Below are 15,363 nucleotides of genomic sequence, written 5' to 3'. Positions count from 1 at the left end.
TGCGGGGCTGGGGGTGCGCTGTCGCGTCGGACGTGGAGTGCTGTGCGGTGCGTGGAGCACGGCCCCGGGCGGTGCGGGTACGGGTGCGGTTGCGGGCAACGGGTGCGGGGCTGGGGGTGCGCTGTCGCGTCGGACGTGGAGTGCTGTGCGGTGCGTGGAGCACGGCCTCGGGCGGTCCGGGCACCGCTGCGGTGTCCGCGAACTGCCTCCGGGGACACCGGTCGTGGCACACGAAAACGCTCCTGCCCCCGGTGGGGGCAGGAGCGCGGGTGGTGCCGGTGGCCGGGCCCGCGAGGCGCGGACCCGGCCCGTGGATCAGGCTCCGGCCTCGGTGTAGCTCAGCGCCTTGAACTCGCCGCCGTCCTCGAAACCGTAGATCTGGTACGAGGCGACGGTGATGTCGCCGTTCTCGTCGAAGTCCAGCGGGCCGCTCTGGCCCTGGAAGTCGATGGTGCCGCCGTCGGCGAGGATGTCACGGCACTCGGCGAAGGTGGAGCAGCTGGTCTCGCCGGTGGTGACGGCCGCCATCTGCTCGACGAAGACGGCCGGGTCGGTGCTCTCGGCGGCCTCGGCGGCCAGGGCGACCACCATCGCGCAGTCGTAGATCTGCGGGCCGTAGACGTAGTCCTTCAGCGAGCTGTCCATCTCGGCCAGCTTCTCGTTGAAGGCCTGGTTGTCGACACCGGGGGTCGCGCCCTTGAACCCGTCGATGATGCCGGGGTCGCCGGTGTCGACCATGGAGCCCAGCTCGCTGTTGGCCATGCCGTCGGCGCTGTACATCTGGTCGGCGCCGAAGCCGTTCTCGACGAAGTTGGTGATGAGCTGCACGCCCTCGTCGAAGGAGATCAGCGCGATCGCGTCGGGCTCCTCGCCGCTGACCGACTGCACGATGGAGCTGAAGTTCGTGGCCTGGGGCTCGTAGCTCTCCTGGGCGACGACCTCCGCACCGGCCTCTTCCAGGGCGGTGGCGGTGGCCTCGGCCAGGCCCTGGCCGTAGTCGTCGGCGCGGTAGATGACGGCCACGGAGGAGGCGCCGTCGGCGACGATCTCGTTGGCCAGCACGGGGCCGGTCAGCAGGTCGCTGGGCGCGGTACGCCAGAAGTACCCGCCGTCGTCGTAGTCGCTGAGGGTGGGGGCGGTGTTGGCGCCGGAGCACTGCACGACCTCGGCCTGGGTGACCCGGTCGATGAAGGACATCGTCATGCCGGACGACGCGGCGCCCAGGATGGCGTGGACGTTCTGGTTGAGCAGGCGGTCCGCGGCGTCGGCGGCGATCGCACCGTCGCCGGCCTCGTCACCGCTGAGGATGTCGGGGAGCTCGGCGCCCAGGACGCCGCCGGCCTCGTTGATCTCCTGGATCGCGAACTTGGCGCCCGCGATCTGCGGGGGGCCGAGGTAGGCCAGCGGACCGGTCTCGGGGAGGATGTAGCCGAACTGCAGCGGCTCGACGTCGGATCCGCCGTCCCCGCTGCCGCCACCGCTACAGGCGGCCAGGCCCATGACCAGGGCTGCGGTCATGGAAGTGAGGCCGAGGGCCTTCTTTGCAGGCATTCAGTTCTCTCCAATTCAATGGCGTGAGACACGCTTCGCCTCCGGCGGGCCCAACCTCGGGGGATGAGGTGTTGCTTAACCGGGAGTGTTAGCGGAGCTTAATCCGCGCGGCGGCGACTCTGGAAGATCACTTGAGGCGTCGCGGCTGAGTCGGGTTCATGCTGTTACTTCTCTGTAGTCAGAGAAGCGACCGAACCGCCGCATCCGCCGGTTTTGTTCAGCAGAGCGTGACATTCGGATGGCGAGGCGTAGCACCCGGCGGTCGGTCGGTCGCAAAGGTAAACATTTGGCTGCCATTGGCACCTGTCGCCGGACCGCCGTTCGGGCTCCGTCAGAACAGGGCGACGACCGCTGTGAGGACCGGAGCCACGAACAGTGCGGGGAGCAGGTCGGCGACGGGGAAGTCCCGGATGCGCATCAGGCGCAGTGCCACGCCGGCCAGGAGCAGTCCGCCGGTCGCGGTGAGCGCCGCGATGTGGGCATCGGGCAGGAACGTGCCCAGGGCGACGCCCACCAGGGTGAACGCCCCTTGGTACAGCAGCACCGGTAGGGCCGACACCAGTACTCCCAGGCCAAGCGCCGCCGCGAAGGCGATGGCGGCGAAACCGTCCAGGGCGGCCTTGAGCGCGAGCTGGTCGATCCCGTTTCCCAGGCCGTCGCTGATGGCGCCCAGGATCGCCATGGGGCCGACCACGAAGACCAGCGACGAGCTCACGAAACCCTCGACGAAGCGGTCCGACCCGGCCGGGCCGGCGGCCGGCTCCGCCGCTCCCGAGACGTGCGCGGCCACCGGCTGGCGTGCCAGGCGGGTGCGCAGCACCTCGCCGAGCCGGGTCAGCCGGTCCTCGATCCGGAGCAGGGACCCGACGACCCCGCCGATCAGCAGGGAGGCCAGCACAATCAGGGTCGGCGCGGCCGACCCCACCGCGCCGACCAGCGCCGGGGACAGGATCTCCGCCGCGCTGAGCGCAGCGACCAGCAGGATCACCAGGCCCAGCGCGTCGGTCACGACCGACCGGGTGCGTTCGGGCAGCCGGGCGCCCAGCAGCATTCCCAGGCCACCGCCGAGAACGATCGCGACGACGTTGATGAGGGTCCCCACCCCTGGCATCCGGTCCTCTTTCTTCTTTCTTCATGGTGCGGGTGGTCGGGGCGGAGCCGGTCAGGCTCCGGGAGCGTCACGCACCATGCAGGTCAGGCGTGAGGTGCACACCCGCTTGCCGCTGTCGTCGGTGATCTCGATGTCCCAGGTGGCGAGGGTGCGGCCCAGGTGCACCGGGGTGGCGACCCCGGTGATGTGCCCCTCGGAGGCGCTGCGGTGGTGGGTCGCGTTGATCTCGATGCCCACCGCGATACGGCCCTTGCCGGCGTGGATCGCCGACCCGACGGACCCCAGGGTCTCGGCCAGGACGCAGGAGGCCCCGCCGTGCAGGATGCCATAGGGCTGGGTGTTGCCCTTGACCGGCATGCGTCCCACCACGCGTTCGACGGACGCCTCCAGGAACTCCAGGCCCATCCGCTCGCCGAGGGAGCCCCCGTAGGCGGAGTCGCCCATGATCTCACGCAGTTCCTCGGTGTCCAGAGCCATCTGAGTCCTTCCTCGCCGGGGACAAGAGGGGCGATAGGGGGCGCTGGTTGGCGCGCATCGCGAAAATGTCCTCCGGGCATCCTAGGATTCTCCCTGTGGTGAAGACACAGGCGACCCCCGACCAGACACCGTCCCCCCGGCAGGAACGCTCGCGCCTGCTCTTGTTGGACGGTCATTCCATGGCGTTTCGCGCGTTCTTCGCGCTTCCCGCCGACAAGTTCGTCAACGGCGCGGGGCAGTCCACCAACGCCGTCTACGGCTTCACCTCGATGCTGATCAAGCTGCTGCGTGACGAGCGCCCCACGCACATCGCCGTCGCCTGGGACCGTTCCGAGCCAACCTTCCGCCACGAGGCGTACGGGGAGTACAAGGCCGGACGTTCGGAGACCCCGCAAGAGTTCCACGGCCAGATCGGCCTGCTCCAGGAGCTGATGGGCCTCATCGGCGTCACCAGCGTCTCGGTCGCCACCTATGAGGCCGACGACGTCATCGCCACCCTCGCGGTCCAGGGCGGTGCCGCCGGCATGGAGGTGCTCATCGCCTCCGGCGACCGCGACGCCTTCCAGCTGGTCACCGAGGACTGCACGGTCCTCTACCCCGGCAAGAGCCTCTCCGACCTCACCCGGATGACCCCCGAGGCCGTCGAGGCTAAGTACGCGGTCGCGCCCGAGCGCTACCGCGACCTCGCCGCGCTGGTGGGGGAGAAGGCCGACAACCTGCCCGGCGTCCCGGGCGTGGGCCCCAAGACGGCCGCCAAGTGGATCGCCAAGTACGGCTCGTTGGAAGAGATCGTGGCGCACGCCGACGAGATCACCGGCAAGGCGGGGCAGAACTTCCGCGACCACCTCTCCGACGTGCTGCGCAACCAGCAGCTCAACAAGCTCGACACCGAGACGCCCATCGATGCCGGCGTCACCGACATGACCATCGACGGCTGGGACCGCGAAGGCGTCAACACCCTGTTCGACACGCTGGAGTTCGCCTCCACCCTGCGCGACCGGCTGTTCGCGGTGCTGGGTACCGACGACGCCGACGAGAAGGCGCAGGAGGCCCCCGCCGAGGGCTTCACCGTCGAACTCGCGGTGCCCGGCACCGGCGAGCTCGCCGGTTGGCTGGCCGCCCACGCGGCGACCAACGCCCGGGCGGGCCTGGCCGTGGCCGGGTCCTGGGGGCACGGCGGCGGCGACGTCACCGGCCTGGCCATCGCGGTCCCCGCGGGGGCCGCCGCCTTCGTCGACCCCGCCGTCCTGGACCCCGCCGACGAGGCCGCGCTCACCGCGTGGCTGGCCGACCCCGAACGTCCCAAGGCCCTGCACGACGCGAAGGGGCCCATGCTGGCGCTGTGGTCCCGTGGGTGGGAACTGGCCGGGCTCGACTCCGACACCGCCGTCGCCGGGTATCTCGCACTGCCGGGGCGCCGCAACTTCGATCTCGCCGACCTCTGCACCCGCTACCTGGGCAGGGAACTCGCCGACGAGACCCCGGCCCAGGCCCAGCTGACCCTGGACATCGCCGACGACGCCGAGGACGAGGACGAGGCCGCGCGCACAGCCCTGGCGGTGCGCGCCCGCGCCACCCTCGACCTGGCACTGGCCCTGGACGCCGACCTCGCCAAGCGCGGTGCCACCCTCCTGCTCCACGACATCGAACTGCCGCTCGCCGCGGTCCTGGCGCGGATGGAGCGCACCGGTATCGCCGCCGACCGCGGTTACCTCGACGGGCTGGCGGAGGAGTTCGCGGCGGCGGTGCGCCAAGCGGTGGAGGAGGCCCACCGGGTCGTGGGCCGTGAGTTCAACCTGGGCTCGCCCAAGCAGTTGCAGCAGATCCTCTTCGACGAACTGGGGCTGCCCAAGACCAAGAAGATCAAGACCGGTTACACCACCGACGCCGACGCCCTCGCGTGGCTGGCCGCCCAGACCGACAACGAACTGCCGGTCATCCTGCTGCGCCACCGCGACCAGACCCGGCTGCGCACCACCGTCGACGGCCTGATCAAGACCATTGCCGACGACGGCCGCATCCACACCACCTACAACCAGACGGTGGCGGCCACCGGGCGCCTCAGCTCCACCGAGCCCAACCTGCAGAACATCCCCGTGCGCACCGACGCCGGGCGCCGTATCCGGCGCGCCTTCGTCGTGGGGGAGGGCTATGACTTCCTGCTCACCGCCGACTACAGCCAGATCGAGTTGCGCATCATGGCGCACCTGTCCGGTGACGAGGCGCTCATCGAGGCGTTCCAGACCGGCCACGACTTCCACGCCGAGATCGCCGCCCGGGTCTTCAAGCTGCCCGTGGACGAGGTGGCGGGGGAGGCGCGCGCCAAGATCAAGGCGATGAACTACGGGCTGGCCTACGGCCTCAGCGACTACGGACTGTCCCAGCAGCTGGGGATCACGCCCAAGGAGGCGCGGGTCCTCATGGAGGACTTCTTCGCCCAGTTCGGCAAGGTCCGGGATTACCTGGAAGCGGTCGTGGACCAGGCCCGCCGCGACGGCTACACCGCCACCATGCTGGGGCGCCGCCGCTACCTGCCCGATCTCAGCAGCGACAACCGCCAGCGCCGGGACATGGCCGAGCGTATGGCGCTCAACGCCCCCATCCAGGGGTCGGCCGCCGACATCATCAAGGTCGCGATGCTGGACGTGCAGCGGGCGCTGGAAGAGGCGGGCCACACGTCCCGTCTGCTGCTCCAGGTCCATGACGAACTCGTCCTGGAGGTCACGGAGGACGAGCTGGAGCCGGTCCGAAAACTGGTTTCGCGCAAGATGGCCGAAGCCTATGATCTGCGTGTGCCCCTCGCCGTCTCGGTGGGGGTCGGGGCCAACTGGCACGACGCCGCACACTGAGCCGCCCCGTCCGGGCGGTCCTCGTCGAGGAAAGGGAGGAACAGCCATGGCGAGCCCGCATTCGGTGCGATTGCGCGAGGACGAGCTGATGTGGCGTTTCTCCCGGTCCTCGGGGCCAGGCGGCCAGCACGTCAACACCTCCGACACCCGGGTGGCGCTGTCCGTGGACGTCACCGCCACCGTCGTGTTGACCGACGCCCAGCGCGAGCGCGCCCTCGACCGGCTGGCGTCCCGGCTGGTTTCGGGGGTGCTCACCGTGACCGCGCAGGACTCGCGGTCCCAGCAGCGCAATCGTGAACTGGCCCGGGAGCGGATGGCCGCGCTGCTCACCGAGGCGGCCGCGCCCCCGGCCCGCGCGCGTCGGGCGACCAAGCCCAGCCGGGGCGCCAAGGAGCGCCGGCTCCAGGGCAAGCGTCGCCGATCCGACGTCAAACGTTCTCGTGCGCGCCCCCAGGACGATTAGCCCCGGTCCTGGCCAGACCCGTGATCGTGGCATAGCATGTTGCCTCTGGCGGGGTCAAGGCCCGCCAGGCTCCAGGTCTGTGCCACTTGCCGCAAAAACCGACTAAAGACCCAAAAGTCCCGCCTGTGTGGTCGCTCCCGATTGACCAAGAAGCGTCTGTCTCATAGTCTGGTCGGAGCGTTGTGGATTCGCATGCCAAAGTTCCGGACGCGGAGTGCACGTTTTCTCCGTGGTCGGAAACCGAGTCGGTCGGCATCCGTGGTCGCTGGGTTATGGGGGCGCTTAAGCGCGAAGCCGCCGTATCGCCCAGCCGTACCAGCCGAATCCGAATCCGTGTGTTCTCACAGCGTGCCCAACTTCTATCCATGTCCGCATCCGGAGTCCACCCACACATGACGAGCAGCACCGAGGCCACCTCGACCACCCCGCAGGTAGCGGTCAACGACATCGGTTCAGAGGAAGCCTTCCTCGCCGCGATCGACGAGACCATCAAGTACTTCAACGACGGAGACATCGTTGAAGGCACCATCGTTAAGGTCGATCGAGACGAGGTCTTGCTCGACATCGGCTACAAGACCGAGGGTGTCATTCCCTCGCGCGAGTTGTCGATCAAGCACGACGTCGACCCCGGCGAGGTTGTCGCCGTCGGCGACCACGTTGAGGCCCTCGTCCTCCAGAAGGAGGACAAGGAAGGCCGCCTCATCCTGTCCAAGAAGCGCGCGCAGTACGAGCGCGCCTGGGGCACGATCGAGAAGATCAAGGAAGAGGACGGCGTCGTCACCGGCACCGTCATCGAGGTCGTCAAGGGTGGTCTCATCCTCGACATCGGCCTGCGCGGCTTCCTGCCCGCGTCCCTGGTCGAGATGCGTCGGGTCCGCGACCTCCAGCCCTACGTGGGCCGTGAGCTCGAAGCCAAGATCATCGAGCTGGACAAGAACCGCAACAACGTGGTCCTGTCCCGCCGTGCCTGGCTCGAGCAGACCCAGTCGGAGGTCCGCCAGACCTTCCTCAACACCCTCCAGAAGGGCCAGATCCGCAAGGGTGTGGTCTCCTCGATCGTCAACTTCGGTGCGTTCGTGGACCTGGGCGGCGTCGACGGCCTGGTGCACGTCTCCGAGCTGTCCTGGAAGCACATCGACCACCCCAGCGAGGTTGTCGAGGTCGGCCAGGAGGTCACGGTCGAGGTCCTGGACGTGGACATGGAGCGCGAGCGCGTCTCCCTGTCGCTGAAGGCGACCCAGGAAGACCCGTGGCAGCAGTTCGCCCGCACCCACCAGATCGGTCAGGTCGTCCCGGGCAAGGTCACCAAGCTGGTGCCCTTCGGTGCGTTCGTCCGTGTCGAGGAGGGCATCGAGGGCCTGGTCCACATCTCCGAGCTGGCCGAGCGCCACGTGGAGATCCCCGAGCAGGTCGTCCAGGTCGGCACCGAGATCTTCGTCAAGATCATCGACATCGACCTCGACCGTCGCCGGATCAGCCTCTCGCTGAAGCAGGCCAACGAGAGCGTCACGCCGGACCAGACCGAGTTCGACCCGACCCTCTACGGCATGGCCGCGGAGTACGACGAGCAGGGGAACTACAAGTACCCCGAGGGCTTCGACTCCGAGAGCGGCGAGTGGCTGGAGGGCTTCGAGGCCCAGCGCGACCAGTGGGAGGGCGAGTACGCCCTCGCGCAGTCCCGCTTCGAGGCGCACCGCAAGCAGGTCGAGGAGGCCCAGGCCGCCGAGGCCGAGGCAGCCGTCGAGGCTCCGTTCGAGAGCGAGCAGGCTCCGGCCGGCGGCTCCAGCTCGGCGTCGTCCTCGTCCAACGGTGCGAGCACCGGTGGGGCCCTGGCCTCCGACGAGGCGCTGGCCGCACTGCGCGAGAAGCTCGCCGGCGGTGCCGGCGACAGCTAGTCGCAACCGCGTGCGGGTGATCCGCAAGCACATGTAGGGGGCCGCCCCCGGCTTCGGCCGGGGGCGGCCCTTTGCTCGCATAGGATCACCCCCATGCTGAAAGTGGGACTCACCGGGGGAATCGGGTCGGGCAAGAGCGCGGTGGCCGCGCGATTGGCCGAGCGCGGAGCGGTCGTGATCGACGCGGACCGGATCGCGCGCGAGGTCGTGGAGCCGGGCACCCCTGCCCTTTCCGAGATCGTCGCGGAGTTCGGGGAAGCCGTCCTCACCCCGGAGGGAAAGCTGGACCGGCCCCGTCTCGGGGACATCGTGTTCGCCGACGCCGACCGGCTCGCCGCGCTCAACGCCATCGTGCACCCCCGGGTGGGGCGGCGCTCCCAGGAGCTGATGGCTGCCGCCGACCCCGACGCCGTCGTGGTCTACGACGTGCCGCTGCTTGTGGAGAACGGGCTCGTCGGGATGTACGACGTGGTGGTCGTGGTGGACGTCCCGGCCCGGACCCAGGTGGAACGCCTGGCGGCCACCCGGGGGATGTCCGAGGAACAGGCCCGCGCGCGGATCGACGCCCAGGCCACCCGCGAGGAGCGCCGCGCGGCGGCCGACGTCGTGGTGAACAACTCCGGTACCGTGGCCGACCTGGACACACGGGTCGCCGAACTGTGGGCCGACCTGGAGCGCCGAGCCGTCCGCGACTGACCGGCCGGCCCGCGGACGACAAGGAGCGCACCACCGTGCAGATCGACCTCACCGGTAGGACCGCCCTGGTAACGGGTTCCTCGCAGGGCATCGGGCTGGCCATCGCCACCGGCCTCGCCTCCGCGGGCGCACGCGTGGTCCTGACCGGCCGCGGCGCCGGCCGGCTGGACACCGCCGCCGAGAGCCTGCGCCGGGCCGTTCCGGGTACCCGGCCCACCCTGGTCGCCGCCGACATCACCACCGACGAGGGCACCGCCGCGCTTCTCGCCGCCGTGCCCTCGGTGGACATCCTGGTCAACAACCTCGGTGTCTTCGGGGCCCGCCCGGCGCTGGAGATCACCGACGACGAATGGCGTCGCTACTTCGAGACCAACGTCCTGACCGGGGTGCGGCTGACCCGCGCCTACCTGCCGGGGATGGCCGAACGCGGCTGGGGCCGCGTGCAGTACATCGCCAGCGACTCCGCGATCGTCGTCCCCGCGGAGATGATCCACTACGGCGTGTCCAAGACGGCGCTGCTTGGGGTGTCCCGAGGGTTCGCCAAGGAGGCCGCGGGAACGGGGGTGACCGTCAACTCCGTTATCGCCGGCCCCACCCACACCGGGGGAGTGGAGGACTTCGTCTACGAACTCGTGGACAGGGACCTGCCCTGGGAGCAGGCCCAGCGCGAGTTCATGCGCCTGCACCGTCCCCAGTCCCTCCTGGGGCGCCTGATCGAACCGGAGGAGATCGCCAACCTCGTCGTCTATCTCAGCTCCGCCCAGGCATCGGCGACCACCGGTGCCGCCGTGCGCGTGGACGGCGGTTACGTGGACTCGATCGTGCCGTAGCTGGACCTGGCGGGTGGGGGATGCTTGTCGTCCGTGCGTTCTGTGTCCATGTTCGATCGTGCCGTAGCTGGACCTGGCGGGTGGGGGATGCTTGTCGTCCGTGCGTTCTGTGTCCATGTTCGATCGTGCCGTAGCTGGACCTGGCGGGTGGGGGACGCTTGTCGTCCGTGCGTTCTGTGTCCATGTTCGATCGTGCCGTAGCTGGACCTGGCGGGTGCGGGACGCTTGTCGTCCGCGCGTTCCGCGCCCATGTTCGACGCCTGGTGTTCGGGGGTTGTCCCGCAGTGGGATGAGCGGTGCGGGGTTTCTCCGTCCGTCGTCGGTTCGCGCGGGTCCGCGAAGAACCCTGAACCCTTATCGCAGCTCACCCGGTGTTCTCCGAGAAAGTGAATCGGATTTTTCTTCCGGAATCCTTTGTTGTTCGTACGCGTGTTCGATAAAATAAGAGCATGAATCCCCCCGCCACCCTCGGCCTCCGCGAGGAGGTGCCCCCCGCCGCCCGTTCCCTCCCTACGGCGGTGGCCCCGTGGGTGCGCGCGGTCGATCCGGGGGCGCTCTCCAGTGGTGAGCTCCTGGAGTTCATCACCCGGATCGAGTCCGCCCGCCGGGAGCTGGCGGCGGTGCAACTGGCGGCCATGGCCGCCTTCACCGATCAGGCCCTGGCCCAGGCCCCCGTGCCGCGCCAGACCAGCGCGCACGAGGAGGCCGCGGCAGAGCTCGGCCTGGAACTCCAGTTGTCGCCCGGAGCCGCCGGAGCCTGGCTGTCCCACGCCTCCCGCCTGGTCGCGGACTTCCCCGGCATCCACCGCGCACTGGCCGACGGCGCGTTGGACGAGTCCCGCGCACGGACCATCTGCGACCTCCCGCCCGCCGACTGGCCGGCACCGCTGTGCGCGGCCTATGAGGCGCGCATGCTCGCTGAGGGCGGCACCCGCACGGGAACCCGGTTGAAGAACCTGGCCAAGCGGGTCATCGTCGAACTCGATCCGGACCGCGCCCGCGAACGGCACGGACGCACCATCGAGGCCCGCACCACGATGGTCGTGGACAACCACCCGGCGCACGGTCCGGGGACCGCCTCGTTCCTGGTCGCCGACATCGACACGGTCGACGCACTCGCCGTCCAGCAACGCCTCGGCGCGATCGCCCGAGGGCTCAAGCGCGACGGTGCGGCAGGGGGCCGTTCCATGGACCAACTCCGTGCCGACACCGCCGTGAGCCTCCTGCTGGGCCGCCTGCCCGCCACCAGCGGCCCCGAGATCCCGGCCGACCTCGCCGAACACGACGCCGCCGTATCCGCCCACGTCGAGCCCGTTGCCCTCCCGGGGCTGGCAGGCCCCCGCCCGGTCGAATTCTCGCCGGTGGGCAAGCTGCACGTCATCATCCCGTTGTCGGCCCTGCCCGCCGAGTTGGGCGGCGCGACCAGCGAGGCGCTCGCCGAGATCTGCGGCCACGGTCCCATCCGGGCCGACGCCGCCCGCGCCCTCGCCCGGGAGGCCACCCACCGGGCCACCCAGTGGTGCTACACCGTCGTCGACCCCGACGGCACCCCGCTCGCGCACGGTCTCACCGCCTACCGCCCGCCGCGCGTCCTGCGCAGCCACATCGACTCCCGCGACCGCACCTGCCGGTTCCCACACTGCCCGCGCCCGGCCGTCGAGTGCGACGCCGACCACACCCGCGCCCACCACCGGGGCGGCCCAACCGATCCCGGGAACCTCGCCGCGCTGTGCCGCAAGCACCACCGGCTCAAACAGCACCCGGACTGGCGCCTCACCCAGTCCGGTCCGGGCGTGTTGACCTGGCGCACCCCGCACCGGCGCGTGCACACCGTCCGGCCCGAGCCCTACCCGGGCGGGTAGCTCCGGCGGTGGCCGGGCCCGCCTCAGGAGCGCTTAGAAGCACTTAGGAACAACAGGGGACGAAATTCGGCGGACACGACATGCACGGTCCACTACCGTTGCCCCGGTCCCTGCGACGGCACGGTTGCCAGGCGTGCCTTGGGTAGGTAGAGGAACGTCAGGAGCCGGGGCGAGAAAGGGGTCCACCCCTCGCCCGGTTGGATCCTCCGCTCCGGTCCGGATCGAAAGGGGGAGCGATGGACCACGTTGCTTCGGCCGCCCGGCTCGTCGAGGTCGGCGGCCTGTCCGCGCGGTGGCGCCCCGTCCTCGAATCCGTGCGGCGCGATTCCTTTCTTCCCGACACCGTCTGGGACGCCTCCCTCCGTCCCGTGGTCCGTTCCCGGGAGCCCGGCCGCTGGAGCGAACTCGTCCACCGGGACGCCCCCGTCATCACCCAGCTCGACGACGGCGGCGGTTCGGGCCGTGGCTACGTCTCGTCCTCGGCGTCCATGCCCTCCGTCGTGGCGTTGATGCTCGGCGCACTCGCCCTCGACGACGGTATGACGGTCCTGGAGATCGGCACCGGCACCGGGTGGAACGCCGCGCTGCTGGCGGCCAGGCTGGGCGACGACCGGGTCACCACCGTCGAGGTGGACGCCGCGCTGGCCGAGCGTGCCCGCGTGAGCCTTGCCGCTGCCGGGGTCGATCCGCTGGTGGTGACCGCCGACGGCACGGCGGGCTGGCCTGCCCGCGCCCCCTACGACCGGGTGATCGCCACCGCGGCGGTGCGGTGGGTGCCGTACGCCTGGGTGGAGCAGACCCGGCCGGGCGGACGCGTCGTCACCCCGTTCGGCACCGCGTTCCACAACGGCACCCTTTTGCTGCTCGACGTGGCCGACGACGGCACCGCCTCGGGCCGTTTCGGGGCCGGCGTGGGGTTCATGTGGGTCCGCGACCAGCGCACCCCGCACGGGTCCGTGGAGGACCGGGTCGATCCCGTCCACGACTTCACCGAGACCGTCACGGGTCTGCACCCCTACGAACCCGTGTCGGGCTTCGACGCGTCCTTCGCGATCGGCCTGCGGGTGTCCGGGATGCTCTCCACGGTGGTCCACGACGACTCGGGCGACGGGTTCACCGTCTACCTGATGGACCCGGGGACGGGCGCGGACACCGGAGCCGACACGGGATCGTGGGCGAGGTGGCGGATCACCGCCGACACCGTGGGGGAGTACCGGGTCCGCCAGCACGGCCCGCGTCGGCTGTTCGACGAACTCCGCGCTGCCTACGACTGGTGGCTGGGGCTCGGGAAGCCCGCCCACGACCGGTTCGGCCTCACCGTGGACGCGGACGGCCAGCGGGCGTGGCTGGACGATCCGGGCCGGGAGGTCGGCCCGGTCGGGTAGCGGCGCGCGGCCGGTGTCCGGTCAGAGGGCGTGGTCGCGGGCGGCGGTGAGGAAGGCGTCCCATTCGGTGGCGGGGAAGGTGAGGTGGCCGTGGTGGGGGTGTTTGGAGTCGCGTAGGGCGGCGCCTGTGGTGAGGGGGGCGACTTCGAGGCAGTTCTGATCCTGTCCGCTGTGCGAGCTTGTGCGGAAGCGGAGGGGAGCCACCTCGGCGTAGTTAGGGGCTTGGCCGCTGTAGCTGCTTTTGCGGAAGTTCAGTGTTGGTTCCATAACGGGATTCCTTCGGGGAAGGTATGTGGTCACCCGAGGTGATTCCCGTTGTGAGGGTCCACCCATCGCAGCCGGGCGGCCCGGATGGTGACCGTTACCGGTCAGGGCTCGGGGCCGCGCGGCCGGTGTCCGGTCAGAGGGCGTGGTCGCGGGCGGCGGTGAGGAAGGCGTCCCATTCGGTGGCGGGGAAGGTGAGGTGGCCGTGGTGGGGGTGTTTGGAGTCGCGTAGGGCGGCGCCTGCGGTGAGGGGGGCGACTTCGAGGCAGTTGGGTTCTTGGCCGCTGTAGCTGCTCTTGTGGAAAACCAGCTCGTTGGTCATGCGTCTCTCTCTAGGGATTCGGACAGCTCGGTAATGAACCTTGCGCTCTGCGAGGTGCTGATGGCGGTGCCCTGGATGTCGCCGAACGTCATGTTGTAGCGCTCAACGTCTCCGGCCTGTTCGAAGAATACTGAATCAGTAACAGTTCCGACATGAACGATTGGCGGGTTCAGGTGCTCGGCGAATTCCAGGATGCTGAACGGCGCGACGAGCGCCGCGTGCGACCCCACGGAGAAGGGCAGGATCTGGACGTCGATGTTGGGCAGCTTCGCCATGTAGAGCAGGTGCTGGAGCTGTTCATGCATGATCTCCGTGTCACCGATCATGCGCCGTAGCGCGGCTTCATCCAGAACCGCGCGCAGATGCACAGGGTTGAACCTGGTGAGGATCTCGCGTCGCGCCATCCGCGCTCGCACCCGACGTTCGATGTCATCCGGACCGGTGTAGCGGCCTCCGCGAAACAGCGCTTCCGCGTATTCGGGGGTCTGGAGCAGGCCCGGAACCACCAAACCCTCGAAGGTCCGGATCACCGATGCCTCTGCCTCGAAGTCCGGCAACGCCTGCTCTCCGAAGACTTCCCGGTACTTCGACCACCAGCCGCGCTCCTTCGCGTCGCGGGCAAGAGCATGAAGAGCGCTCCGTTTGGCGGGGTCGTCGATGTCGTACAGGTCCAGCAGCCTGTCGAGGTCGGCGGCCATGATCCGCCGAGTCTCGGTGGTCTCGATCTTGCTGATCTTGGATGCGGTCCACCCCAGACGCTGACCGGCTTGGGCGACAGTGAAGTTCTTGTTCTCGCGTCCTTGTTTCAACTCCGCGACAAGACGCCGCAGTCGGAGCGTGGGGCTGTGTGGGTTGCGCATGAAGGAAGCCTAAGGCAATTTTTTCGACATTGTCGAATTCTCTCTTGAAATTCGACAATGTCGAGTTAATCTATGGGTGTGGCCAGTGACCACCACATCACGCACCGTTTCCCTGGTCACGCTACGCCCCGTCCGCCTCCGTGTCCGGGCAACGGACCTTCTCGCGGGCGATCGGCCCCTGCTTCCTTCCGCACGCCCGTTCTCCCCGAGGAGCCCGCATGTTCACCCTCACCCCCGTCCCGCCGATGCCCGAGGTGACGATCCCGCTCAACCTGTTGATCCCCAGCGGCTACGAGCACTACTTCAACCGCGCCTTCGAGGGCTGCCACTACACCTGCCGCGCCTTCACCTTCCGGGGCGAGCCGCTGCTGATGCCGATGGTGCACGCCTTCCTGGACACCTGTGCCGCCGCGCAAGGGGCGGAGTACCGCTTCCTGTTCGACCTGCTGGGCAGCGAACTCGTCGCCAACGCCCTGACGCACACCCGCTCGGGGCTGCCCGGCGAGACCTACACGCTGCGGGTGGACCGCTCGCCCACCGGCATGACGCTGACCTGCCGCGACGGCGGCGAGCTGGAGAGGACCGACCACGACCACCGCGACCGCTCCTACCTCGCCTCCCACCGCTTCGCCGACCGGCTCGCCGCCGAGACCGGGCGCGGCCTGGCCCTCGTGGACAGCATCGCCACGTCCTGGGGCGACAACGGCTTCCGCAGCCACCGGCAGGTGTGGTTCCACCTCGCCTACGACCTGTCGGGAAGCGCCTGGCCGCACGTCTGAGCCATCACGCCGCCGGGGA

Annotated in this window: 14 protein-coding genes; 8 read left to right on the top strand and 6 right to left on the bottom strand. The window is 69.5% G+C overall.

What is annotated here, in order from left to right; translation table 11 throughout:
- Positions 1 to 315: 315 nt before the first annotated feature.
- The 3 genes from QSJ59_RS01255 to QSJ59_RS01245 form a co-directional block, all read right to left on the bottom strand.
- The gene (locus QSJ59_RS01255; protein WP_285756779.1) at positions 316 to 1,551 is read right to left on the bottom strand and encodes an ABC transporter substrate-binding protein; all 1,236 of its coding nucleotides are present in this window, start codon (positions 1,549 to 1,551) and stop codon (positions 316 to 318) included.
- Positions 1,552 to 1,882: 331 nt separating this feature from the next.
- The gene (locus QSJ59_RS01250) at positions 1,883 to 2,662 is read right to left on the bottom strand and encodes a DUF554 domain-containing protein (protein ID WP_285756778.1); all 780 of its coding nucleotides are present in this window, start codon (positions 2,660 to 2,662) and stop codon (positions 1,883 to 1,885) included.
- Between the two features lie 51 nt (positions 2,663 to 2,713).
- Entirely contained in the window at positions 2,714 to 3,139 is a 426-nt protein-coding gene (locus tag QSJ59_RS01245; RefSeq protein WP_285756777.1) for a PaaI family thioesterase, read from the bottom strand.
- A gap of 95 nt (positions 3,140 to 3,234) precedes the next feature.
- Here QSJ59_RS01245 and polA point away from each other — a divergent pair, with 95 nt between their 5' ends.
- The 7 genes from polA (at position 3,235) to QSJ59_RS01210 (ending at position 13,119) form a co-directional block, all read left to right on the top strand.
- On the top strand, positions 3,235 to 5,988 hold the full coding sequence (gene polA, locus QSJ59_RS01240; RefSeq protein WP_285756776.1) for a DNA polymerase I: 2,754 nt from the start codon (positions 3,235 to 3,237) through the stop codon (positions 5,986 to 5,988).
- A gap of 46 nt (positions 5,989 to 6,034) precedes the next feature.
- Positions 6,035 to 6,451, top strand: coding sequence for an alternative ribosome rescue aminoacyl-tRNA hydrolase ArfB (gene arfB / locus QSJ59_RS01235; protein WP_285756775.1), 417 nt, complete (start codon positions 6,035 to 6,037; stop codon positions 6,449 to 6,451).
- Positions 6,452 to 6,843: 392 nt separating this feature from the next.
- Positions 6,844 to 8,346, top strand: a complete 1,503-nt coding sequence (rpsA, locus tag QSJ59_RS01230) for a 30S ribosomal protein S1 (protein ID WP_285756774.1) — start codon at positions 6,844 to 6,846, stop codon at positions 8,344 to 8,346.
- Positions 8,347 to 8,439: 93 nt separating this feature from the next.
- Positions 8,440 to 9,042 (top strand): dephospho-CoA kinase, encoded by a 603-nt coding sequence (gene coaE, locus QSJ59_RS01225; protein WP_285756773.1) that lies wholly within the window; start codon positions 8,440 to 8,442, stop codon positions 9,040 to 9,042.
- Between the two features lie 35 nt (positions 9,043 to 9,077).
- Positions 9,078 to 9,872 carry an SDR family NAD(P)-dependent oxidoreductase gene (locus QSJ59_RS01220; RefSeq protein WP_285756772.1) on the top strand — a complete coding sequence of 265 codons (795 nt, stop codon included), beginning with the start codon at positions 9,078 to 9,080 and terminating at the stop codon, positions 9,870 to 9,872.
- A gap of 449 nt (positions 9,873 to 10,321) precedes the next feature.
- The gene (locus tag QSJ59_RS01215) at positions 10,322 to 11,734 is read left to right on the top strand and encodes an HNH endonuclease signature motif containing protein (protein ID WP_285756771.1); all 1,413 of its coding nucleotides are present in this window, start codon (positions 10,322 to 10,324) and stop codon (positions 11,732 to 11,734) included.
- Positions 11,735 to 11,970: 236 nt separating this feature from the next.
- On the top strand, positions 11,971 to 13,119 hold the full coding sequence (locus QSJ59_RS01210) for a methyltransferase domain-containing protein (RefSeq protein ID WP_285756770.1): 1,149 nt from the start codon (positions 11,971 to 11,973) through the stop codon (positions 13,117 to 13,119).
- Between the two features lie 21 nt (positions 13,120 to 13,140).
- On the opposite strand, the gene QSJ59_RS01205 is transcribed toward QSJ59_RS01210, so the two are convergent.
- The 3 genes from QSJ59_RS01205 to QSJ59_RS01195 form a co-directional block, all read right to left on the bottom strand.
- A complete protein-coding gene (locus tag QSJ59_RS01205; RefSeq protein ID WP_285756769.1) occupies positions 13,141 to 13,386 on the bottom strand; it encodes a DUF397 domain-containing protein in 246 nt (81 codons plus the stop codon).
- A gap of 133 nt (positions 13,387 to 13,519) precedes the next feature.
- The gene (locus tag QSJ59_RS01200) at positions 13,520 to 13,705 is read right to left on the bottom strand and encodes a DUF397 domain-containing protein (protein ID WP_285756768.1); all 186 of its coding nucleotides are present in this window, start codon (positions 13,703 to 13,705) and stop codon (positions 13,520 to 13,522) included.
- Entirely contained in the window at positions 13,702 to 14,565 is an 864-nt protein-coding gene (locus QSJ59_RS01195; protein ID WP_285756767.1) for a helix-turn-helix domain-containing protein, read from the bottom strand. The genes QSJ59_RS01200 and QSJ59_RS01195 overlap by 4 nt, the downstream gene beginning before the upstream one ends.
- A 218-nt stretch (positions 14,566 to 14,783) precedes the next feature.
- Here QSJ59_RS01195 and QSJ59_RS01190 point away from each other — a divergent pair, with 218 nt between their 5' ends.
- Positions 14,784 to 15,344, top strand: coding sequence for an ATP-binding protein (locus tag QSJ59_RS01190; protein ID WP_285756766.1), 561 nt, complete (start codon positions 14,784 to 14,786; stop codon positions 15,342 to 15,344).
- The last annotated feature ends 19 nt before the right edge of the window (positions 15,345 to 15,363 follow it).

Origin of the sequence: Nocardiopsis ansamitocini (assembly GCF_030268225.1) — a bacterium.
Classification (GTDB): domain Bacteria; phylum Actinomycetota; class Actinomycetes; order Streptosporangiales; family Streptosporangiaceae; genus Nocardiopsis_D; species Nocardiopsis_D ansamitocini.
The sequence above is the reverse complement of the archived record's forward strand: the minus strand, read 5'-3'. Positions and strand labels throughout refer to the sequence as shown.